The following is a 23,049-nucleotide window of genomic DNA, read 5'->3' on the forward strand; positions in this document are numbered from 1 at the left end:
CCGTGTGCCCGCCGACGAACTGCCGGCCCAAAGAGCGTCATGCGCACTGCGGCGCATGACGAATATCTGGTTCAGTGGCAGAGCTTGGCTTTGTAGTCCGACGCAAAATTGTCGGCGGTGATGTATTCCGGGTCAGTGAAGGATTGAACGGGAAGCTTCGTTCCGTCCTTGATGGAGGCCAAGAGAATCTTCACCGCCAGCGCGCCATGATTTTCCGAATTGAGCCACATCGTACCACGGAACGCCGAGGGCTTTCCGGATCCGAAGGCATCGCAGGCGCGGCTCCCGTCGATGCCGATCCCCATGCCCTGGTCTGCGGAATAGCCGGCATTCTCCAGTGCTCGCGCACCACCCAGCACGCCGTCATCGTTGCATGAATAGAATATCCAGTTCGTGACGCTGGGATTGGCCGTCAATGTGGTGGTCATCACATCGATGGCGTTGACCATCGTATTGTCGTAGGGGACGCGAACGATGCTGCCCGGCTTGAAATCGGGCACCGCCTTCAGGAACGCTTCTTCCGCGCCCTTGTTGCGCTGCATGCAGGTATCGGCCTTGCGGTCCTCGATCGAGGCGATGCGCACCTCTTTGCCCGCCCAGCCTTCAGCCTTGTAGAGCTTGGCAAGCTCTTCGCCCACCCGCGCACCGATATTGTAAGCATTCATGCCGACATAGGGGACCTGGGTGCCATCCTGGTAGTAGATATCGTCGTCCACCGCCACCAAGGGAATTTTTGCGGCCTTTGCTTTCTCCGCGATGACCGGTCCCAGCGCCTTGTCGGGGACAACGATGGCGATGCCTTTCACGCCATCGCCGACCATCGTATCGAAGGTCGTGATCGTCAAATTGGCGTCGAACTGAACGTCCTGCGACACGAACGCGGCCCCTGCCGCCTCAGCCGCTTTCTTGGCGCCGCCGACTTCGGCGACGAACCATGGGTGGTCTCCCATCTTGTTGATGTAGCCAATCTTGATGTCGTCTGCGCTTGCTGTGCCACTCATCAGTCCGGCAGCCAATACCGCAAATGTCGCCAAAGCCTTTGTTGTGGTTTTCATGAATATCCTCCCTGAGAGCTCTATTGGTTGCTAGTCGTGGTAGAGAACCGAGCGCCCACCATCGATGGTGATCGTCTCGGCATTTATGAACGGCGCTTCGTCCGAAGCGAGGAAAACCGCCGTCATTGCAACCTCGTCCGGCCGGCCAATACGCTTGGGCGGATGGAGGTCGTAGGCTCGCCGCTTCTCCTCGGCGGGGTTCGGGAATGTGTTCCAGTAGGCTTCCGCGATCGGCGTCTCGATGTAGCCGGGGGCGATCGCGTTCACCCGGATACCGCGTGCGGCATATTCGATGGCCAGCGAACGGGTCAGGCCCAAAAGTGCATGCTTGGCGACCGGATACGGAAACGTATGGGGAATGATCTGGAAGGCGTGACAGCTCGCTATGTTGACGATGGACCCCGAGCCCTTCGCCAGCATCGTCGGCAAAACCGCCTTGGCGCAGAACCACGCGGCCTGGAGGTCGAGCTTGAGGCAGCGCTCCCATTCCTCATCCGGCATCATCAGTGGTTCGTAGAAGACGTTGGCACCGGCATTGTTGACCAGAATGTCGACGCCGCCATAGGCCGTGATCGTCCGCGCGATCATGTCCGCGACTGCGGATGCGTCGGTGACGTCCGTCTCGATGAACAGGGCGTCCGCGCCCTGGGCACGCAATTCGTCGGCGACCGCTTTCCCGCTTGCCGCATTCAGTTCAGCAATGACGGTCTTTGCCCTATGTGTTGCAAAGGCGCGGGCGGTGGCGGCACCGATGCCTTGGCCGGCGCCCGTGATGATTGCGATCTTTCCTTGCAGCCGGCTTGCCATTGCATTCACCAGTCAACCACGGTGCCGTCCGGCATGACGGCATTGCGGGCATGCAGCACTTCCTGCTTAAAGGGGTGACGCGCGATGACGTCCTCATTGACGGTGACGCCAAGGCCCGGCAGTTCGGGCAGGTCCCAGCGGCCTGGTTTACGCCGAATTGGCCAGGTAACGACCTCGTCGTACCAGGCGACGGCACCGGACATCTCCTCCTGAATGACGACGTTTGGCGTCGATATGCCGAAGTGAAGAGCAGCGACGCCAGCGATCGGACCGAGCGGGTTGTGCGGCGCAAGGCCGATGCCTGCCGTTTCCGCCATGGCCGCGATCTTCTTTGTCTCCAGCAGACCGCCAGTGTGGCAGATATCAGGCTGGGCAATGTTGAAGGCACGGGCTGCGATCGAGTGCGTGAATTCGCGACGTCCGATCAGCCGCTCGCCGGAAGCGATCGGCACGGCCGATCGCGCCGTGATATGCGCCAGTCCGGCAACATCTTCGGGCGGCACGGGTTCTTCCGCGAACATGATGCGGGCCGGCTCGATTGCTCTGAGGTAATCCATCGCAGCGTTAACGGATGCAGGGCGTCCATGGAAATCGACCATGATGTCGATGTCCGGACCTATGGCCTCGCGAAGTGAGCCAACCATGTTGGCGACAGAATCAACGGCTTTCGCAGGCGATAGGTAGTGGGTGTAGGGAATGCAGACGACCTTGACAGCGTCGTAGCCTGCCTGCGTCACGATGCGTCCGCGTTCCACGATCGCGACCGCGGATCCGGTCTCATAGACCGCCTTCATGTCCCCGAGGCCGAGATGCGTATAGGTGCGCAGATAGTCGCGAACCTGGCCACCCAGAAGGCGCCAGACGGGGACGCCCAATGATTTGCCCAGGATGTCCCAGAGCGCGATCTCGATGCCGCTGACGGCAGACATTCCCTCGACGCCGAGACGCCAAAATCCGTGCCGCGTAAGTATCTGATAGCACTGCTCCACGTTGCGCGGATCTTGCCCGATGAGCAGGGCCTCAAGGTCTTGAAGCGCCCCAACGACGGCTCGGGTCTTCCATTCCAGCGTTGCCTCACCCCAGCCAAACAGCCCGGGCTCGTCGGTTTCGACCCGAACGAAGACCCAGTTGCGCATTTCCGCATTGCAGACGCGAGCCTTGATGGCCGTGATTTTCATTGGTCCTCCCAGACCTGCCGTCTTTTTTCATGGCAATATGTATGATTTATTATGGATAATATGGACGAGTCAAGCGCAACGTCGATGTGGACCAGCGCCGCCAAGGAACTGGTCCTCAGGAGGATCCGAGCAATTTTCGATCAATCCTTGTCCGCCGATGGAAGGGCTGTCAGCCGCCGATCCACGAATATCGCGGGAAAGGCGCGGCTAAATCACCGCGCAGACCGTTTTCGTCTCGAGATAGTTCTCCAGGCCCGGTGCGCCGTTCTCATAGCCCCAACCGGATTGCTTGTGGCCGCCCTTCGGCAATTCCGGCGAGAAGTAGGAATGGCAATTGATCCAGACGGTGCCCGACCGGATAAGTGCGGCAAGGCGATGCGCAGCGGAAAGGTCGCGGGTCCAGACGCTTGCGGCGAGGCCGTAGGGCGAGTCGTTCGCATGGCTTAACGCCTCCGCGACGTCATCGAACGGTGTCACGGCAACGACCGGGCCGAAGATTTCCTCGCGCATCATGCGCATGTCCGAGCGAACGCCGGTAACCACGGTCGGCTCGAAGAAGTTGTCGAAGCGCCGGCCGCCGGCGATGATCTCGGCGCCGCTGGAGGCACCATCGCCGACGTAGAAGGCGACGCGCGCAGCCTGGGTTCCGTTGACCAGCGGACCAAGGTCGGTATCCGGGTCAAGCCCGTGTCCGAGACGCAGCTTTCGCGCCTCTTCCGCCAGCCCCTCCACCAGACGGTCGTAGATCGAGCGATGCGCATAGACACGCGAGCCGGCGACGCAGACCTGGCCGGCATTGGCGAAGATCCCCCGAGCCACTCCGGGGATTGCGAGCCCCATGTCTGCATCGGGCATGATGATGGCCGGCGACTTGCCACCCAGCTCGAGCGTCAGCTTCTTCAGATTGCCGCGCGCTGCGGAGACGATCATCTTTCCGACTTCCGTCGAGCCGGTGAAGGCGACCTTATCGACATCGGGATCTGCAGCCAATGCTGCGCCCACGGTTTCACCGAGACCGGTCACGATATTGACGACGCCGTCCGGCAAGCCGGCTTCGATCATCAGTTCGCCGAGCCTGAGCGCGGTGAGCGACGTTTCCTCAGCTGGCTTGAGCACGATCGTACAGCCGGCGGCAAGCGCCGGGGCGAGCTTCATCGAGGCCATAAGCAGCGGCGAATTCCATGGCGTTATGGCTGCCACGACACCGATCGGCTCTCGCACCGTGTAGGCGAAAATCTTGCTGCCCACCGGTTGGTAGCTGATGGAGGTGGGGATGGTCGTGCCGAGGATTTTCGTGGCAAAACCGGCAAAATAGCGGAACTGCTCGGCCGAGGCGGGAATCTCGGCGAAGCGTGAGGTCTTCAGCGACTTTCCTTGGTCAAGCGTCTCGAGTTCTGCAAGCTCATCGGCATGGCGTTCAATCAGGTCGGCGATGCGCCACAGCAGCTTGCCGCGTGCCGACGGTGTCATGTCGCGCCAGCTCTCGCCTTCGAAAGCAGCACGCGCCGTAGCAACGGCGCGCCCGGCGTCATCGGCTGTGCCTTGCGCCAGCAGCGCGAGCGTGTCGCCATTCGCAGGATCGGTCGCGGGCAAGGTTGCGCCATCGCTGGCGTCGCACCAGCCGCCGCCGATCAGGTGCCGCATTCTGGGTTTGGCCAGGAACGCCTTGACGCCTGCATGCCTGGCTGCACCGTTTCGAATGATGACCGTCATGTCCGTACCCCGCAAGCGAGCGCCTCGACCGCCGCGAGAGCACCGCGGATGATGGAATGATAGCCGGTACAGCGGCAGATATTGCCTTCGAGCGCAGTGCGGATCTGAGACTCGTCGGGAGCCGGATTCTCCAGCAGCAGAGCGGTCAGCGCAACAGTGATGCCGGGTGCGCAGTAGCCGCACTGGAAGGCGTTTTCGGCCGCCAGGGCCTGGCGCAGGACAATAGCTTCGGGAAGGTCGTCGAAACCCTCCGGCGTGATGATGGTGGCCCGGTCGAGTTGCCACGACATGAGCAGACAGCCATTGACCGCGCGATCGTCCATCAGCACGGAACAAGCGCCGCAGCGGCCGATGCCGCAAGCCATCTTGCCGGCAGTCATGCCGAAATGATCGCGCAGCAGGTCGATCAGGCGCAACTCAGCGGGCACAGCCAGCGCCTGGCGGCAGCCGTTGAGGTTAAAGGTAATCGCGATCTCGGCACTCACGCTGCACTCCTCTGCAGGGCGTCGAGTACCCATTCAGGATCGACCGGGATGCGCTCGGGCCAAGCCCCTGTGGCGTCCGCAATCGCGTTGACGATGGCTGGCGTCACGGCGCCAATGCCAAGCTCACCAACTCCGCGCGGACCGAACGGGTCGTCCTCGTCCAGATCCTCCAACGCGAAGGTCGCGAGGCTTTCCGGCGTGTCGGCAATGCCTGGCAGCGTGTAGAAATCGAGGTTCCCGGCAAGATACCGGCCATCCCGCATCGCCGCGTCCTCGGTGAGGGTGAAGCCCAGCCCCTGGACGCCGCCGCCTTCGATCTGGCCAAGATAGGCGGCAGCATCGAGCATCGGTCCGGCCGCGGTGTGCTGATGGAGGTCGAGCACACGTACCTGTCCGGTGATGCGGCTCACGGCAACGCGCGCCAGTGTCGCGCCGAAAGCGAAGATCAGGCGTGCATTGCCTTTCAGGTAGTCCGATTTCGGAAACTCGAAGCTGACGGCAGCAGCTGGCAGCCCGTCCGGAGGCAACGCCTTGGCAAGCTCGGTGAAACTCATGAGCAGTGAGCCGCTGTTGGAATGTCGCTCGACGATGCCGCCGGGCCCCAGCGCCAGCGTCCCGGCTTCACGGCAAAGCAGTTGGCCCGCTGCGGCCAGCAGGTCGCGCGCAAAAGCTGGTGCGGCGACTGCCGCGACCCGCCAGACCACGTGAGTGCCGCGCGAGGCGGTAGAGGAACCGGATTCGGGCGTCGCCGCCGTATCGCCGGTGACCGGCCGGACATCGTCGCGACCGCAGCCGAGCGCTCCGGCTACGGCGGCCTTGACCGAGGTGAGCAGGCCCTGTCCCATCTCGTCCAGGCCGTAGAGAGCTTCGATCATGCCATCCGCAGCCAAGCGCAACGCGCCTCCGGCCGGGTCCGGCGGCAGCGTGCCTAGTCCGTTGCCTTGATAGTTCATCGCCATCCCGACGCCGATCGTCTCACAGCCGTCGAACGACGGACCACGCGGCTTGGCCCAGATCGGGTCAGCAGCGGCGGCTTGCAGCATCTCGGCCAAACGTTCGGACGGCGCGACCTGCTGGCCGAGGTGACCGCGCGCGCCAGGCTGACGCAGATTGCGGCGCCGTATCTCGAGAATGTCGATGCCGGCGGCTTCGGCCAGCCGGTCCAGCTGGCACTCTACCGCGAAGGCCATCTGGTTGGCACCGAAGCCGCGAAACGCGCCGCAGACGCCGTTATTGGTGTAGGCGAGCCTGCCCGAGCTGAGGACGTTGGGAACGACATATGGCCCGCAGGCATGTTCGAGCGCCGTCTCAAGCACGCCCGGACCGAGCGACGCATAGGCGCCGGCATCCGCGATCACATCCACCTGCTGGGCGAGCAGACGACCCTCGGCGTCGCAGGCGGTGCGCATGTGGATGCGCATGGCATTGCGCTTGGTGCCCGCGATGACGGATTCCGCCCGGTCGAGATGCAGCCGCACGGCGCGTCCGGCCTTCAGCGCCAGCAGGGCCAGGGCCGGCTGCACGGTCAGCTCGTCCTTGCCGCCGAATGCGCCGCCAGTCGGGCTGGTGACCACCCGTATCCGCTCTTGCGGCATACCGAGGATGCGCGAGAGCTGCATGCGGTCGCGGCGGCCATGCTGCCCACCGGCAAAGACGTTCAGGGTACCATCCGTACCGACGAAAGCGTAGCCGCCCTCGGTCTCCATAAAGCCGTGCATCTGGCGTGGCGTTTCGTAGACAGCCTCGACGATATGAGCTGCCTTGGCAAAAGTCGCGGCGGCATCGCCACGCGTGAACTCGAAGCTGCACTGCAGATTGCCGGAGGCGTGGACCGGCTCGGCTCCAGCGGCGAGTGCCTGTTGGGGATCGCTCACAATTGGCAGCGGCTCGTATTCGACGCTGACGAGAGCAAGCGCGCGTTCGGCCGTCTTCGTGTCAACAGCGGCAACGGCAGCAACAGCGTCGCCGAAATAGCGGACCTTGTCGAAGCACAGTGCAGGCTGATCCTGCACAACGATGCCGAAGGCATTGCTGCCGGCGATGTCGCGGTGCGTGACAACCGCTGCGACTCCTGGCAGCGCCTCGGCCGCGCTCGTATCGATGGAAACGATCCTTGCATGGGGAATGCCGGCACGCCGAATGCGCCCGACCAGCATGGCGGGCTCGCGATGGTCGGTCAGGTATTCGAGCCTGCCGGCGATTTTCGGCGCAACGTCCGGCCGCTGGTGCCAGCGTGCGCCGGTTTGCGACCGGGACACAAGAACCTCGGCAGGCGGCTTTCCGGACGGCACGGTCCGCCGGCGCGGCGAATGTGCTCCTTGGGACAACTTGCCGCCGAGCCCGAAGACCAGCGCATTCGCCGCGACACTGCGCCGATAGCGGCCGGACCGCCACAGATCGTCGATCGCCGGCGCCTCTTCGAGAATTGCAGCGTGCAGCTCGGCCCAATCGATCTCCTGGAGGCGGCGGCCGATAAGCAGCGCTTCAGCGTGGCCAAGGCGGGCCGCTTGCCCGCCGCCGCTGGCCGCGAGCCGCGCGATCGTAACACGATCGTCCGCCGTTTCGATCACCCCGGCGACACCGGCCATGCTTGGGGTGAAGGCGGCGCGCAGGCCGACTTTGCGATGGGTCCAGCGAGCGGCGGTTGGCTGCGGTGGAACGATGACCGTCTCAATGAGGCCCGCTGACGGTGCGTCGGCCAGCCATTGCGCGAGCGGCACGACGGCGTGTCCGGCCGGTGAGGCGATCTCCAGCTTCGCGTCGATCGCGAGCAGCGCCGGCAGAAGGCAACCCGTGCGCCCGGCGACGTTGCCGCCCAGTGTCGCGAGATTGCGGACGGCCGGTCCCGCCGTGGCGCGGACGGCGGCTGCGAGCAGAGGCAAAGTCTCGCCTATCGCCCGGTCGCGCTCCAAGGCACCCAGGGACGTCAGTGCGCCGATGCGGAAGCCGTCGCCGGCCGGTTGGATGCCCTTCAGGCCAGCGATACGGCTGATGCTGATAAGGCGCCGCGGCTTTGGCAGGCCCGTCGCCCAGCCGAGCTGCAGCGCCGTGCCCCCGGCGACCAGTTGCGACGCGCCCTCGCCTGCCCATGACAGCGCCTCGGCAACCGAGGTCGGGCGAAGCACCTGGAGACCCAGCTCGGTCATGTGGCTCCGGCGGCCGTGCCGAAACGGATGCCCCTTTCCTTCAGCCAGCGGCGGTAGGCGATGGAGGAACTGTCGGCGCGGGTCGGGATTTCCATCCGTGGCTCGAGTGGAAGGCGCAGCGGTCGCTGGTTCTCCACGATGATCCGGTCCTGCAGAAAGATGACCTGTTCGAAGTTGAGCAACGCCGTCTGCGTCGAAGCGGAATCGACCAGATACATGACCGGCTGGGCGCGGCAGAGGTCTTCCTCGATGGGCTGAATGAACAGCGCGATCGCGTCGAGCCGGTCCGGCGCCACGGGGCACACGCGATAGAGCATCACCACGAATGGGCTCGGCACGCGATAGGTCAGATGCACAAACGCGCCGGAGCTTTCCGTGGCGGCGATGCGTGGCTGGAAGAACGTGCAATTGGTCGCCCAGACCTCGTCCACTTCGCGACGTATCTCGCTCAGATAGGCCGGCACCTCCGTGTGCGGCTCCGAGCCGAGAATGTCGGTATGCACGAAGGGGAAGTGCGCCATGTCGAGGAAGTTCTCCACGACACGCAAACCCGAAGCCCGCATCATCACCCAGCCGCAGGGCACGTAGCGCCGGTCGGGCTCCGATGCCTCGGCGATCTCGAAGATTTCCTTCCCGGGCTCGCCCAGCGTGGTCCAGACGCAGCCGTAGCGCTGCCGGACGGGCAGCGCGGGGCCGCGGCCGCCGTCGTCCAGGACCTCCCGGACGGTAATTGCGCCCGCGGCGTCACGGACCAGTTCGATGTCCTGTCCGAGCAGCCGCGTGCGGCTTGGCGCGCCACCTAGATCGGCCGCCGTCTCCACCGCGTACCAGTCGTCCAGTGCCGCCTTGTCCGTCGTCTTCATGACCGGGGCTCGCCTTATTGGGTCCACTGCAGGCTGCCGCCGGAATTCTCGGCGAGGAAGGCGGCGCGCCGGGCGAACAGGCCAGGTGCGACGCGATGGATTTCGGCAATGATCTCGCGCAGGTCGCCGGTGCGCAGCACGCCGTGCTCGACGAGGATCTCGCCATCGACCATCGTCAGGGACACGTCGCTGCCGCGCACGGCGTGGACGAGATTGTGGTGGAGATTGAAATAGGGTCCGTCGCGGAAGACCGGCGTCATGCGCGGCGTATCGGTGCGGACCGCGATGATGTCGGCACGCTTGCCGACCTCGATCGAGCCGATCTCATGATCGAGGCCGATCGCCTTTGCACCAAGGATCGTGGCCATGCGCAGCACCTGCCAGCTATCCATTGCGGCGGCGTCGAGGTCCTTCAGCTTGCCTAGCAACGAAGCCACCTTCATCTCTTCGAACATGTCGAAATTGTTGTTCTCCTTCTCGCCGTCCGTGCCGATGCCAACCGACACGCCGGCCTTCAGCATCTCGGCCACCAGCGCGATGCCGCTCGCCAGCTTCATGTTGGAAACGGGGTTGTGGGCGACCGAGACGCGGCGCTTCGAAATAAGCTCGATCTCGTCCCGGTCGAGCCAGACGGCGTGGGCGATCATGGCGCGCGGGGTTTCGAAGAAGCCAAGGTCATCCAGCGCGAACATCGGGCGTTTGCCGTAACGCCGCTCAAATTCCGCGATCTCGATCTCAGCCTCGCTGCAATGGGTGTGGAAGCCGGTCTCGTATTTCCTTGCGAGGTCGATCGCCCGGCGCTGGCCGGCCTCGTCCGCATAGAACAGATGCTCCAGCCCGACCCACACATTGATGCGCCCGCCCGCCTTGCGGTGCCAGCCTTCGATCATCGCCTCGTTCATGTCGAGCGTGTCAAAGTAGTCGTAGTCCGGATGCTCGCCGACATAAGGCACGGCGATGAGGCGGTTGCCGATCGCCTCGGCCGCCCTGGCGCTGCCCTCCATGAAACGCCACATGTCGACGACGGTCGTCGTGCCCCCGAGCACGGATTCCGCATAGCAGAGCCGTGACGCCGCCTCGGCCTCGTGCGGCTGCAGCACGCGATGCATCGGATTGATGTGGAGCGTCAGCCAGTCCCACACCGGCAGATGCTCCGCCGTGCCGCGCAGGAAACCGGAATGTGCATGCGCATTGACCAGCCCGGGCATGAGCACGGCATCGTCGAGCTTCTTCACGGCCACGGCCGGATGCGCCGCACGCAGTGCAGCGAGCGCACTGACCGCGGCGATACGGCCATCCTCGACCAGCACGGCGCCGTCAGGCAACACATGGTTATTTTCATCCATAGTGAGCAGCGTGTCGGCCGCAAGGATGAGGCTTCGTGTCATCGCCAGTGCTCCGTGTGCGTTCTGTCGTTCATGACATCCTCAAGCTGCCGCGAGCAGGAAATCGGCGGCGCGCTCGCCGATCATAGTGGCGGGCGCGTGGGTGTTGCAGGTCGGGATCGTCGGGATCACCGAGGCGTCGGCGATATGCAGCCCATCCAGCCCGTGCACGGCGAGGCGGCTGTCGACGACAGCCATCGCGTCGTCGCCCATCTTGGCGGTTCCGCAGACGTGGAAGAAGGTCGAGCACGCGTCGCGGATAAAGGCAATGGTCTCGGTGCGGGTCAGTCGGCGGTCGGGTGCGGCAAAGTTGCGGAAGACACCGGCGTTCGCCTTTGCAGCCGCCATCTCCATCACCATCTCGACCGCCGTGACCATGGCGTCGAGGTCTTCCGGTTCCGCCAGAAAGTTCGGTTGGATTTCGAGCGGCCCGCCGGGCTTGCCGTCGAGCAACTTCAAGTGCCCGACGCTCTTCGAGCGCATGAGACCCGTACCGAAGGAAAAGACATCGCCGGATAGATCGTAGCGCGCGCGGATCGCCGGTTCGGCGCTGTTGCCCTGGACCGGAAAGGCGTGCAGGTCGGGCTGCGGCAGGTCCGGCCGCGACTTCCAGTTCACCATCGAGCCGCCGCCATTGCCCATTATTGGGCCGATCGGGCGCTTCGCGCGGAAAACGCAGGCCTGCGCCAGCGGATGATCCTGAAGATTCCGGCCGACGCCCGGCAGGGCGCAAACGAGCGCAATGCCAAGGCGCTTCAGTTCGAGCGGATCGCCGATGCCTGACAACATCAGCATGCGCGGCGTGTCGATGGCACCGGCCGCGAGCACGATGCTCTCGCGCGCGCGTGTTTCGCGGATTTCGCCACCGACTAGGTGCTGGACCGCGACGCATCGGCTGCCTTCGACCGTCAGGCCGATGGCCGCGGAACCGGTCAGCACCGTCAGCATCGGATGATCGAGTATAGGCACGAGATAGCCCGTCGCCGAACTCCAGCGCTTGCCGTCGCAGATGTTGAAATTCGCGGCGGTCGCCCCCTCGTTGCTGGGGCCGTTGGGATCGTCGATTACGGGGATGCCGATCTCGGCCGCGCCATCGATCAGCGCCTGCGCGACCGGGTGCAGTGCCGCCGGCCGCTCGACACGGAGCGGACCACCCGCACCCCGAAACTCGCTTGCACCATCGCGCCAGTCCTCGCAGCGCCGGAAATAGGGCAGCACGTCGGCGAAGCTCCAGCCCTTGGCGCCGCCAGCCTCCCAGGCATCGTAATCATGTGGGTGGCCGCGATACCACATCATCGCGTTGATGGCGCTTGAGCCGCCCAGCAGGCGGCCACGCGGGATGCCGATGGTACGGCCGTTCACGCGCGGTGTCGGAGCATAGTCATAGCCCCAGTCATAGGTGCCGCGGCCAAGCGGCACCCATTGGCCGGGGTCGTCGGCCTCCACGATCCCAAGACTCGTCGGGCCGGCCTCGATCAGGAGGACGTCGGCACCGGCATCGACCAGCCGCCGCGTCACCGCACAGCCACCGGAACCCGAGCCGACCACGACGTAGTCGTAGCTGGGTTTCAGCGCGCGTCGGGGGACGACAGGTCCGAGGGTGCCCATGATCTCGTCAGTTGTGCTCGCTCGGGCCCATGATGACGATGCCTTCGCTCGCCTCGACGTGGCGGACGAAGATATACTTGTCCTCGCGGCCGTCGCTGTGTTTGCGCTTGATGTCCGGCTGAACCGTTCCCGAGACCTTGGCGACCACCACATAGGGAGCGTCCAAGGCGAGCCCCCTCGCGCAATGCGCGTCGAACTCCTCCACGGTGCGCGCCGTATGGGCGTTCTCGACGCCGGCGCCGCGCGCGATCGCGGCAAGGTCGACGCGGCCCAGCGCCGTATGCGTCGGCGGGCCGCCGATCGACTGGTAGCACTCATTGTCCCAGACCACGATGAAGAGGTTCTTCGGTTGTTCGTTGCCGAGCGTGGCCAGGATGCCCAGATTGAAGAGCAGGCCGCCATCCGTATCGAGCGAAACGACGCGGCGGTGCGGCAGGCCGGCGGCGAGCCCGAAGGCCTGCGGCGTGACGCAGCCGAGTTGCTGCTGGAACAGGCTCGCTTCGCGCATATGCGGCGCGGCGTTGTACCACTCGTCGACGCTGCCGCCGAGCGAAAGGATCACCAACTCATCCTTCAACCGCGCGGCAAGCGCCTTCATGCAGTCGAAGCGTTTCATCGCACCACCTCGCCGCCAAGCGCCACGGCCGAATGGTAATAGGACGCATAGGACCAGGAATAGGCGTCGATGATGGCGCGCTCGATCTTCGCCTCCTCGGTGACGATCCGGTACGGAACGCGCAGCGCGTTCAGCACCGGCTCCATGGTGATGCCATGCGGGATTGCCCACCAGTTGTTCTCTCCGAGCTCGCCGCGATAGCTCATCAGCATCACGACCGGGATGCCTGCCCCGAGGCCCATGCGGGCCAGCGGCTCGACCGAGGCGCGCAAGCCGGAGTTTTCCATGACCAGCGCCGCGCGCTTGCCCGACAGGAAGACCCCGCCGCAGATCGCTGCGCCCTCGCCCTCGTTGGTGACGCGGATCGTGCGGATATCCGGATCGGCATCAAGGGCCGGGTAGAGCTCCTTGAACAGCGAATCGGGCAGGTAGCAGACGATGCTCACTCCCGCCCGCTTAAGCCCCCGAATGACCGCGTCGACCGCACTCTGCTTCATGACATCCCCTTCGGCCGGGAAGTCTCGCAAAGCTCAGTTGTTCGAGATAGGCACAAATTACTCTCTATATCGATGCGCAAAATGCAACAACTAACCATGCAACGCCTCGACCATGCGGGCCAGCAGCGCCGCGAATGCGGAGGCCGCATCCGACATTTCGCGTTCCAGCCGGGCGAGCAGCATCAGCCGGTGCGGGTTCATGCGCGAATCGCGCAACGGCACGAAAACGAGCGATCCGTCAGCCACTTCCGGTTCGATGCCGAGCTTGGTGCGAAGCACCACGCCGAGGTTGAGGCGCACCATCTCGGTCATCAGTCCGATCGAGTTGGTCCGCGACCGTCGCGTGATGTCGATCATGGAGCGCCCGATCGCATCGTCGATCGAAATGCCCAAAGCAAGGCTGTTGTCCGAGACGATGACCTGTTCGCCGGCAAGATCGAACAGCTTCACTTCCTTGCGGCCGGCAAGGCGGCTGTCCGGATGAGCGACGACGCCGAGCGGCAGAGGCGTGCTCGCGATCTTGCGCACGTTGCGCGGCACGCGCACGTCGAAAGCAAGCGCCAGATCGCATTCGCCGTCGGCAACTGCATCGCAGGCCCGCTGCGACCCGGCGACATGCACATCGACCGAGATCTGCGGGTGGCGTTTCCAGAATTCCTTCAGCGCGTTCGGCACCAGCCCGCGCGCCGCGCTCTCCACGATTGCCACGGACAACGAGCCGCGGTTGAGGCCACTGAGATCATTGATCTCGGACGAGGCGCGGGCCAACTCGGTGATGCTCTGACGCGCGTGGTAGAGCAGAAGCTCGCCTGCGCTGGTCAGTTTCAGTCGCTGACGCACACGCTCGAAGAGCGGCGTGCCCAGTTCGTCCTCCAGACCCTTGATGACGCGGCTGATGGAGGATGGCGCCACGTTGAGCGCCTGCGCGGTCTGGCGAACCGAGCCCAGCCGCGCAACCAGTTGGAAATAGTGGATGCGCGGTGAGACCAGGCCGAGTCGGAAGGGATCCACTCAGGTGGCCTCGAAGGCGGGGACGATCTCCATTTCCGGCACCAGCACGAGACCCTTGTCGGTGATGCGGATTTCGGGGATGACCGAGAGCGGGATGAGGTTGAAGCCCATATAGGGAATGCAGCAGCCGGCCGCCTCCCATTCCCGCTTGAGGATCTTCACCTCCTCTGCGACCTCGGTGACGCGCTTGTCGGACAGCAGACCGGCGATCGGCAGTTCGACCATGGCAGTCACTTTGCCGTCGACGACGACACAGACGCCGCCTTGCGTTTCCTCGATCGCCCGCAGCGCCACCTGCATGTCGGCCTCGTTGAGGCCGGCGATGATGATGTTGTGGCTGTCGTGGCCGACGGACGATGCGACGGCGCCGCGTCGCAGCTTGAAATTGCTGAGCAGCCCGTAGGCGACGTTGCCGTCCGACTTGCCATGTCGCTCGACCACGGTGACGAAGCACAGGCCGTGGCGGTCGAAATGGTTCTGCCAGTCGTTGGCCGGATCGAGCGTGATCTTCTGATGGCCGAGCGTGATCCCCGGCAGTTCGGTGCGGATGGTATGCGCCACCACCTTGGCGGTTGGCAGGTCCGGCGTCAGCTTGATCTGCTTCGGCAGCTTCACTGTGTGGTAGGCCGTGTCCGGATAGCGGTAGCGGGTCGAGAGGGCCTGGTCGAGCAGCGGCGTGATCTTGCCGTCATCGACGACGAGTTCGCCGCCATACCACGTGCTGACGGGATCGAAGCCGTCGTCGAGCAGCACCAGGTCGGCACGGCGGCCGCCACCGAGGCCTCCGATTTCGCCTTCCATGCCGAAGCGCGTCGCGCCATGCAGTGAGCCCATAGACCAGGCCTGCTCCGGCGTCATGCCGGCCTTCATCGCCTCGCGCGTCACCCAGTCAAGGCCGAAGAGCATCAGGTCGTCAGCATCGCGGTCGTCGGTGCAGACCGCGATGCGCTTGTGCGAGGCTCCGAGTTCCGTGATCGTCTTGATCGCTGCGGGCAGGCTGTGCCACGGCGTCGTCGGCGGGCCGCCGCGCAGGAACAGCCAGATGCCGGCTTCGAGCATGTCGTCGGCGATCTCGTGGTTGATCGCCTCATGGCTGTCGGTGACGCCGGACGCTGCATAGGCCGACACGAATTCGCGTCCATAGACGTGTCCCGATACCGGGCGGCCGCGTTTCAGCGCCGCAGCGAGGATGGCATGGCTGCGTTCATCGCCCATAGCCACTGGCACGAAATCCATCTTCTCGCCGAGCGCCACGGCTTCCGGCCATTTGTCGAACAATGCGCCGATCTTCTCGGCTGTCAGGTCGCCACCGGCCGTTTCCAGCAACGGCGAAGTTGCCGGGACGGTGCTCGGAACCGTCAGGAAAATGGACAACGGCGCCAGGCGCGCGTCCTCCAGCATCGCCTCGATGCCAGCAACGTCCATGACGTTGCCGATCTCGTGGCTGTCGCAGAAGAGGGTCGTGGTGCCGTTGAGCAGCGCCGCCTCGGCATAGGCGCAGGCCGTCACCATCGAGGATTCGATGTGGATGTGCGGATCGACCAGGCCGGGGGCGACGATGCCGCCCCTGGCGTCATATATCCTGGCGCTGCCGCCCTTATAAGTGCCGGCCGGCTTCACGGCGGCGATCCGTCCTCCCGATAGCCAGATCTCGCGGCCTGGAAGAATGCGCTCCGAATAGGTCGACAATACGCGTGCGCCGGCAATGACCAGATCTGGATCGGCTCGCCCGGAAGCGACACCGGCCAGTCGCCGGGTCATGGACGAGAGCGGCTGGACGGAAAAGCGCGTGAGAGAGGTCATTCTGTTGCTAGCCTCGTCCTCGTTGGATGTTGGGCGTCAATGGTAGTCGGGAATGCCCGGCATGGTCATGAAGCCGGGAAGCGCGCGGAAGCGACGCACCCAGCGGCGCAGCGCCGGATACTCGTCATGGTCGACGCCGAAATCGCGGCTCAGCGCAAACGCCGGAAAAAGCGCGATGTCGGCGATGGTCGGGCGGTCCGCAGCGAACCATTCTTTCTTCTCGAAACCCCGCGCGGTCATATGGTCGTCCATGGCGCGGAGCGCTTGCGCGGCACCGGCACGCAGCGCAGCCTCGTCGCCGGCGGCACCGAACATGGCATGGCGGCGCGCGGCGCCGGCAACGCCGAGATCGCCGGCAGCAAAGAAAAGCCACTGCATCACCTTGGCGAAATCCGCACCATCCGCCGGCAGCCATGCACCCGTTGAATCGCGGCTGCGCGCCAGATGGGCGATGATGGACTCGGCGCCGAACATCGTCATCTCGTCGTCGCGGAGAATGGGCAGGCTGCCCGCCGGGTTCATGGCCAGGAATGGCGGCGTCTTCTGCTCCGCCCCCGGAAATGCATCGACTGCAACGGTCTGCCATTCCAGGCCGAGCATGGAAAGCGCCAGCCGCACCTTGTAGCAGTTTTCGTCCAGCTCGTAGTTGTAGAGCGTGATCCTCGCCATCATGCGGCCAACGTCGTCGAGGTCGCGCCGGTACGCCCGGCCTCGAGATGATGACGCAGCTCGCTCGTCCAAGCGAAGAAATGCTCCTGTCCCTTGCCGGCATATTTTGCCGCCGGTCCGTCAATCACGACATGCAGGGCCGATCGTTTGCCGGTCAGCTCTTGCAGGCCAAGAAGCAGCGTCTCTTTGCCGACCGTCAGGCTGAACAGCATCCCGCTCAGCGCCTTCAGATCAGCGAGCCCGGATCCGCGGGAGAAGGGCCTGGGCGGCATGGCCCTCACGACATCGATCACCATTGCGGCGGGACTGTCGAGATACAGGCTGCGGACCGGCACCACCTCCTCTGGCAAGGCAGGCAGTTCGGGCAATGCTGCTGCCGGGTCCAGCGTCGTCCAGATCATGCCAGCCGCCTCGGCCGTGCTGTAGACCGACACGGTAATGGACGCCGGCACCCTGAGATCGGGGTGGGCCGGAATGTATCGGCACTGGCCGGCCGAATCGTACTGCCAGCCGTGATAAAGACAGGCAATATGATCGCCGCGGACAAAACCGAAGCTCAGCTTCATACCGCGATGTGGGCAGCGATCCTCCCACACATGCGCTGCGCCACTGTTGTCGCGCCACACCACCAGCTCGTTTCCGCCAAGGCGGATCCCGGCCGAACTGCCCGGCTCGATCGATCCCGACAGCGCCACTGGGTGCCATCCAGCCTGTATCGTCATTCTGCGTCTTTCCCCCTGGAATATTCCCGAATTTCGGCCCGTTCGCAGTCCATTACCAGACAGTCGATTGGTCCCAGGCTACATGCCATCTCGAAGGCATCGATGAGATCGGGCTGGCCCGAAACCTGGACGACAAAAAAATCGTCCGCGGCTTCGTGCACCAGCAGATCGAGATTGAGCCGAGCGGCACGCCTGTCGGCGAACTCGCTAAAGCTCGACGACACCAGTTGGCCGACGAAGCGCAGGCGCGTTGTTTGAGGCGGAGGCGCAAGGTTCTGCGCTTCCGGTAGGTGCTTCATGCCTATATTTCTCCCGGGCTGCACATTTTTTAAGCAGTTTTAGAATGTGTCTAGTTAGGCATCATTTTTTGGCTTGTGCAAGCCCCGTTTCCCTGACATCTGTTGCGTATCAGGTGATCGGACAGTTGGAAAAAACCGCGATTATCGAACAACTCGGCAGCCGTCCGTCGCCCAAGAAAACCAGGTGCGGCTTGGGATTGCCGGTCCGGGCGGGTGAGCGTCGATGTCGTTGTCAAGTTTCATTCAGCTTATACCCAAGGTCGAGTTGCACTTGCACCTCGAGGGTGCCGTCTCCACAGAGACATTCGCCGAGCTGGCGGCGCTAAACGCGGTGTCGCTGCCGGACGGCAGATCGACATCGGAGCTCTACAGCTACGGCAACCTGCTGGATTTCCTGAAGATTTACGATCTGGTTTGCGCCTCGATCAGGACTGCGGACGATTTCTCTCGCATCACCTTCGAGGCACTGGAGCGCTGCGCGAAGGCCGGTGCGCGCTACGTCGAACTGTTCTTCAGCCCGCATGCGCATCTGGCTCATGGCGTGGCCTATTCGACTATGCTCGAAGGCATCCTCGACGGCTTTCACCGCGCAAAGGAGCGCTATGGGCTTATAGCAAAGCTGATACCGGCGCATGCGAAGCCGCTCGGCGCGGCAGGTGGCGAGCGCTTCCTGGACATGGTTCTGGCCGAGCGCCCGGCTGAGGTGATCGGCATCGGCTTCGATTACGACGAACGCCCGAACCCACCGCCGATGTTTGCGCGCATCGTCGAGCGAGCGCGGGCTGCCGGGCTCAATGTCACCAACCATGCGGGCGAGGATGGCCCGGCGGGCTACGTCCGCGACACCATCGACATTCTCGGCCTGGGACGGGTCGACCACGGTTACCATGTCGTCGACGACCCGGCGCTGATGGCACAGTGCAGGGAGATGGGCATCGTCTTCACCTGCTGTCCGAGCACGACGCTGGCCACCACCGTCTGGCGTGACCTTTCCGCGCCAGACCACGCGATCCGCCGCATGATCGAGGCCGGGCTTACCGTGACGATCCACTCCGACGATCCGCCCATGTTCGCCACGACACTCGACCGCGAATACGCGCTGATCGCCGAAAATTTTGCGCTCGGGCCGCCGGCACTGAAGCGGATCGCGCTGGCTGGCCTGTCCGCAGCATGGCTCGACGACGACATCAAGCAGGCATGGCTGGCCGACTGGTCGGCAGAAATCGACCGCCTCATGGAAACCGAACTGTCTCTCCCGAACTGAACACGACACGGAACAAAGGACCGAAGCATGATCGACCTGCGCAATCTCTCCCGCCGAGGCTTCCTCAACATGGGCGCCGCAGCCGGCGCCTCGCTGCTCCTGCCGAAATCCGGCCTTATCACGCCCGCCCATGCACAGACGCCGCTCGCCGCCGTCGCCGAGGAAAACGCGGTCATCGCCTTCGGCCACACCGGTCCGGTGACCGATGAAGGCTGGACCTGGAGCCACGACCAGGGCATGAAGGCCGTGCAGGAAGCGTTCCCGAAGCTGAAGACGCTGTTCGTCGAAAGCATCCCCTATTCGGCCGACGCGACCCGCACCTTCCGCCAGTTCGTCTCGGAAGGTGCCAACATGGTGTTTGCCACCTCCAACTATGGCGACTTCCTCTACGACGTGGCCAAGCGTTCGCCGGACGTCGCCTTCTATGAATGCGATGGCCGCAACCCGCTCGAAAATCTCTCGACCTACTATCTCGCCCATTGGTACCCGACCTACGTCACCGGTGTCGCCGCGGGCCTGATGAGCAAGAGCGGCAAGCTCGGCTACGTCGCCTCCTTCCCTGTTCCGTCGGTCTTTTCCGGCACCAATGCCTTCCTGATGGGCGCCCGTTCGGTCAATCCCAACGCCACGATGCAGACCATCGTCATCAATTCGTGGTTCGATCCGCAGGCTGCCACCCAGGCCGGCACCGCACTCATCGACAACGGCGCCGACCTTCTGTTCGGCATCATGGACGAAGCAGGCTATCTGCAGGTGGCCGAGCAGCGCGGCGCGAAGGCCGTGATGTGGAATACCGACATCCGCCGCTATGGGCCGAAGGCCTACGTCTCCTCGATCGCCATCGACTTCAAGAAATTCTATGTCGACCAGGTGCGCCTGCGCCTCGAAGGCAAGTGGACGCCCTCGCAGACCATCCTGCCGATGGGCGGCGGTATCGACCGCGATGCCTGGGGCGAGACGGTGCCCACCGAGGTCGCAAAGCAGGCCGATGCCGTGCGCGACAAGATTCTCGGCGGCTGGAGCCCGTTCGAGGGCGAGATCAAGGACACCAAGGGCAACGTCAAGGTGGCTGCCGGCCATCGCATGACCGAAGAGGAACTCTACAACTGGGATTGGTCGATCGAAGGCGTCAGCGGCCTCCAAGCGTGATCCCGAAAGATTGCAGAGTTTTCGGATAGACTATGCGGGCAGAAGGCAAAGAGCTAAGCGGGATGAATGATTTTGTTCCAGTTCATCATGCTTCGAGTGAGCACCGCTACGGCGGCATGGAGGTGCCGTCCACCTCCCCGGGGCGTTACGAGCCTGGCTCCGGCGCGCCGCCGCTCGTGCTGCTCAAGGGCATCAGCAAATATTTCCCCGGCGTCGTTGCCAACCAGGATGTCGACCTGGACGTGATGCCGGGGGAGATCCACGCCTTGCTCGGCGAGAATGGCGCCGGCAAGTCGACCTTGATGAACATCCTCACCGGCATCTATCAGCCGGATGCCGGTGAGATCGTCGTCGACGGCTATGCCAAACGTTTCGCATCTCCAGTCGATGCGATCTCCGCCGGTATTGGTATGGTCCACCAGCATTTCAAGCTGGTGACCGCCTTCACGGTCGCCGAGAATATTCATCTCGGCTGGTCCGAAACGCCCAAGCGTATTGGCTCGTCGGTGCTCGAGGCGCGGACTGCCGCACTGGCCGAGAAGCTGAACCTCGCGGTACGGCCATCCGCGCGCGTCGCCGATCTTTCGACCGGCGAGCAGCAGCGCGTGGAAATCCTACGCGTGCTCGCGCGCAACGCTCGCGTTCTGATCCTCGACGAGCCGACTGCAGTGCTTACTCCGGCGGAAGCGCGCGAGCTCTTCAAGGCGCTCAAGCAGTTCGTGTCCCGGGGCAATGCGGTGGTCTTCATCAGCCACAAGCTCGACGAGGTGCTGGAGATATCCGACCGCATCACCGTGCTGCGCGGCGGCCGCAAGGTGGCCACCGAAAAGACTGCGGACTGCGGCGAGAAGATGCTGGCGCGCCTGATGGTTGGCCGTGAGATCGTGCTTAGCAATCTGCGTGCCAGGCAGCCAGGCGCGGCCGGCATCTCCGCCGAGCCGGTGCTCAGCCTCAAATCTGTCGTCGCGCGTGACGACGTGGGCGGCATCCTTCTCGACGAGGTTTCGCTCGACATCCATGCCGGCGAGATTGTCGGCATCGCCGGTGTGGCCGGCAACGGCCAGAAGGAGCTGACCCAGGCCGTCACCGGCTTACGGCTGATCCATTCCGGCCAGATACTGCTCGGCGGAAAGGACGTCACGACCGCCGGCGCGGTCGATTACGCGAAGTTCGGCGTCGGCCACATTCCCGAAGACCGGCTGCACAGCGGCCTGGCGCCGGCGCTTTCAATCACCGACAACGCCATAATCCGCGAATATGCGACGGCGCCTGTTTCAAAAGGCTTCGTGTTCCGACCGCGCCTTGCGGCTGCTCTCGCACGCACGATCGCCGAAGCGGCATCCGTTGCGGTGCCCGATTTCGGCATGCCCATGCGCAACCTTTCCGGCGGTAATCAGCAGCGCCTCGTCGCACGCCGCGAGATGCGCATCGCAAGCAAGGTTCTGATCGCCGCCTATCCGAGCCGCGGCCTCGATGTCGGAGCGATCAACACGATGATGCACTACCTCGTCGAATTGCGCGATGCCGGCGTCGGTGTGCTCTTCATTTCCGAGGAGCTGGAAGAGCTGTTCAACCTGTCGGATCGCATCGCCGTGATGTTCCATGGCAAGATCATGGGCGCGGTGGAGACTGCCTCCACCGACATCGAGGAAATCGGCCTGATGATGGGCGGGCAGATGCGGTCCAGTGCTGGCGCCCAGGCCGCTGCCGGGAAGCACTGACCTTGGCGATCAAGTTTCAGCGCGTTCCATCCGCGCAGCCCTCCGTTGCCTTTGCGGCACGTGCCCTGGCGATCGTGCTGGCGCTGGGGGTCGCCGGCCTGGTTCTGGCCGCTCGCGGCAATGCTCCCGTCGAACTCGCCTGGGAGGTGCTCAGCTCGACTTTTGGCTCGAGCTTCGGGCTGGAAGACGTCGGACTTCTGGTCACTCCCCTGATCCTGACCGGCCTGTCGGTCTGGGTAGCGCTGAGAATCGGCGCCTGGAACATCGGCGCGGAGGGCCAATTCTATGCCGGCGCCTTCAGCGCCACGGCGGTCGCGCTGTTCATTCCCGGCCCGACCTGGCTGATCCTGCCTGTTATGTTCACCGCTGGCGCGCTCGGCGGGCTGCTCTGGATACTGGTGCCGACGCTGGCGCGCGCCTACGCCGATGTCAGCGAACTCATCACCACCCTGCTTCTGAATTTCGTGGCGACGCTGATGGTCTATTACGTCGCCACCGGACCATGGCTCGACCCGAGCGGCCATGCGCTCGCGACCACCGCACGTCTGCCGCATGACGTGCCTGAATTCTGGGGTATCGTGCACTACGGTTTCCCGCTGGCGATCCTGCTCACTTTTGTCATCGCAGGACTGCTCAACTACACGCGCTGGGGCTACGAGGTGCGGGTCGCTGGGTCGAACCCGAGCGCGGCGCTTTATGCGGGCATGCCGTTCCGCCGCCGCCTGATCGTCGTCCTGCTGATGTCGGGAGCGATCGCCGGCATCGCCGGTATGCTGGAAGTAGCTGGCACGGTGCATCGCCTGCAGGGCGGCATCTCCAACAATTTCGGCTATCTCGGCATCATGGTCGCGGTGCTGGCGCGCGGTTCCTCACTTGGCGTGCTCGCAGGCGCGGCTTTGATGGGCGTCATCCTGAATTCGGGCATCATCCTGCAAACGCAAGGCATCACCGTATCGGCCGTGCTCGCCATCACCGGACTGATCCTGTTCTTCACGGCGATCGGCAACGAACTCGCTCACTACCGCATCACGCGGACCGAACCGGTCGCGAGCTGAGGA

General features: G+C 64.2%; 20 protein-coding genes. 4 read left to right on the forward strand and 16 right to left on the reverse strand.

Features of this window, described 5'->3' with window-relative positions:
* Window positions 1-71: 71 nt before the first annotated feature.
* The 16 genes from NKJ28_RS09705 to NKJ28_RS09780 form a co-directional block, all read right to left on the reverse strand.
* Window positions 72-1,055, reverse strand: coding sequence for a substrate-binding domain-containing protein (locus tag NKJ28_RS09705; protein WP_352571183.1), 984 nt, complete (start codon window positions 1,053-1,055; stop codon window positions 72-74).
* 30 nt (window positions 1,056-1,085) lie between these two features.
* On the reverse strand, window positions 1,086-1,862 hold the full coding sequence (locus tag NKJ28_RS09710; RefSeq protein WP_352635244.1) for an SDR family oxidoreductase: 777 nt from the start codon (window positions 1,860-1,862) through the stop codon (window positions 1,086-1,088).
* A gap of 5 nt (window positions 1,863-1,867) precedes the next feature.
* Window positions 1,868-3,040, reverse strand: a complete 1,173-nt coding sequence (gene dgoD / locus NKJ28_RS09715; RefSeq protein WP_352635246.1) for a galactonate dehydratase — start codon at window positions 3,038-3,040, stop codon at window positions 1,868-1,870.
* Window positions 3,041-3,247: 207 nt separating this feature from the next.
* A complete protein-coding gene (locus tag NKJ28_RS09720) occupies window positions 3,248-4,753 on the reverse strand; it encodes an aldehyde dehydrogenase family protein (protein WP_352635248.1) in 1,506 nt (501 codons plus the stop codon).
* A complete protein-coding gene (locus NKJ28_RS09725; protein ID WP_352635250.1) occupies window positions 4,750-5,238 on the reverse strand; it encodes a (2Fe-2S)-binding protein in 489 nt (162 codons plus the stop codon). The genes NKJ28_RS09720 and NKJ28_RS09725 overlap by 4 nt, the downstream gene beginning before the upstream one ends.
* Window positions 5,235-8,384: a molybdopterin cofactor-binding domain-containing protein gene (locus NKJ28_RS09730; RefSeq protein WP_352635252.1), complete on the reverse strand. Its 3,150-nt coding sequence runs from the start codon at window positions 8,382-8,384 to the stop codon at window positions 5,235-5,237. Before NKJ28_RS09730 ends, NKJ28_RS09725 begins: the two co-directional genes overlap by 4 nt.
* On the reverse strand, window positions 8,381-9,247 hold the full coding sequence (locus NKJ28_RS09735) for an aromatic ring-hydroxylating dioxygenase subunit alpha (RefSeq protein WP_352635254.1): 867 nt from the start codon (window positions 9,245-9,247) through the stop codon (window positions 8,381-8,383). Before NKJ28_RS09735 ends, NKJ28_RS09730 begins: the two co-directional genes overlap by 4 nt.
* A 14-nt stretch (window positions 9,248-9,261) precedes the next feature.
* Entirely contained in the window at window positions 9,262-10,635 is a 1,374-nt protein-coding gene (locus tag NKJ28_RS09740) for an amidohydrolase family protein (RefSeq protein ID WP_352635256.1), read from the reverse strand.
* Window positions 10,636-10,674: 39 nt separating this feature from the next.
* Window positions 10,675-12,240, reverse strand: coding sequence for a GMC family oxidoreductase (locus NKJ28_RS09745; protein WP_352635258.1), 1,566 nt, complete (start codon window positions 12,238-12,240; stop codon window positions 10,675-10,677).
* 7 nt (window positions 12,241-12,247) lie between these two features.
* On the reverse strand, window positions 12,248-12,856 hold the full coding sequence (locus NKJ28_RS09750; protein WP_352635260.1) for a thiamine pyrophosphate-dependent enzyme: 609 nt from the start codon (window positions 12,854-12,856) through the stop codon (window positions 12,248-12,250).
* Window positions 12,853-13,353: a thiamine pyrophosphate-binding protein gene (locus NKJ28_RS09755; protein ID WP_352635262.1), complete on the reverse strand. Its 501-nt coding sequence runs from the start codon at window positions 13,351-13,353 to the stop codon at window positions 12,853-12,855. Before NKJ28_RS09755 ends, NKJ28_RS09750 begins: the two co-directional genes overlap by 4 nt.
* 90 nt (window positions 13,354-13,443) lie before the next feature.
* Window positions 13,444-14,364: a LysR family transcriptional regulator gene (locus tag NKJ28_RS09760; RefSeq protein ID WP_352635264.1), complete on the reverse strand. Its 921-nt coding sequence runs from the start codon at window positions 14,362-14,364 to the stop codon at window positions 13,444-13,446.
* Window positions 14,365-16,167, reverse strand: coding sequence for an adenine deaminase (locus NKJ28_RS09765; protein WP_352635266.1), 1,803 nt, complete (start codon window positions 16,165-16,167; stop codon window positions 14,365-14,367). It abuts the gene before it with no gap.
* 36 nt (window positions 16,168-16,203) lie between these two features.
* On the reverse strand, window positions 16,204-16,839 hold the full coding sequence (locus tag NKJ28_RS09770; protein WP_352635267.1) for a glutathione S-transferase family protein: 636 nt from the start codon (window positions 16,837-16,839) through the stop codon (window positions 16,204-16,206).
* Window positions 16,836-17,531, reverse strand: coding sequence for a Rieske 2Fe-2S domain-containing protein (locus NKJ28_RS09775; protein ID WP_352635269.1), 696 nt, complete (start codon window positions 17,529-17,531; stop codon window positions 16,836-16,838). Before NKJ28_RS09775 ends, NKJ28_RS09770 begins: the two co-directional genes overlap by 4 nt.
* 23 nt (window positions 17,532-17,554) lie before the next feature.
* Window positions 17,555-17,857 carry a hypothetical protein gene (locus tag NKJ28_RS09780; protein WP_352635271.1) on the reverse strand — a complete coding sequence of 101 codons (303 nt, stop codon included), beginning with the start codon at window positions 17,855-17,857 and terminating at the stop codon, window positions 17,555-17,557.
* 223 nt (window positions 17,858-18,080) lie between these two features.
* Here NKJ28_RS09780 and add point away from each other — a divergent pair, with 223 nt between their 5' ends.
* From add to NKJ28_RS09800, 4 genes are all read left to right on the forward strand, one after another.
* Window positions 18,081-19,121 (forward strand): adenosine deaminase, encoded by a 1,041-nt coding sequence (gene add / locus NKJ28_RS09785; RefSeq protein ID WP_023674229.1) that lies wholly within the window; start codon window positions 18,081-18,083, stop codon window positions 19,119-19,121.
* Between the two features lie 27 nt (window positions 19,122-19,148).
* Window positions 19,149-20,270 (forward strand): BMP family ABC transporter substrate-binding protein, encoded by a 1,122-nt coding sequence (locus tag NKJ28_RS09790; protein WP_031211089.1) that lies wholly within the window; start codon window positions 19,149-19,151, stop codon window positions 20,268-20,270.
* A gap of 116 nt (window positions 20,271-20,386) precedes the next feature.
* Window positions 20,387-21,991 (forward strand): ABC transporter ATP-binding protein, encoded by a 1,605-nt coding sequence (locus NKJ28_RS09795; protein WP_051406067.1) that lies wholly within the window; start codon window positions 20,387-20,389, stop codon window positions 21,989-21,991.
* 2 nt (window positions 21,992-21,993) lie between these two features.
* Window positions 21,994-23,046 (forward strand): ABC transporter permease, encoded by a 1,053-nt coding sequence (locus NKJ28_RS09800; protein WP_352635274.1) that lies wholly within the window; start codon window positions 21,994-21,996, stop codon window positions 23,044-23,046.
* The last annotated feature ends 3 nt before the right edge of the window (window positions 23,047-23,049 follow it).

It is taken from the genome of Mesorhizobium sp. M0145, assembly GCF_040322355.1.
GTDB lineage: Bacteria > Pseudomonadota > Alphaproteobacteria > Rhizobiales > Rhizobiaceae > Mesorhizobium.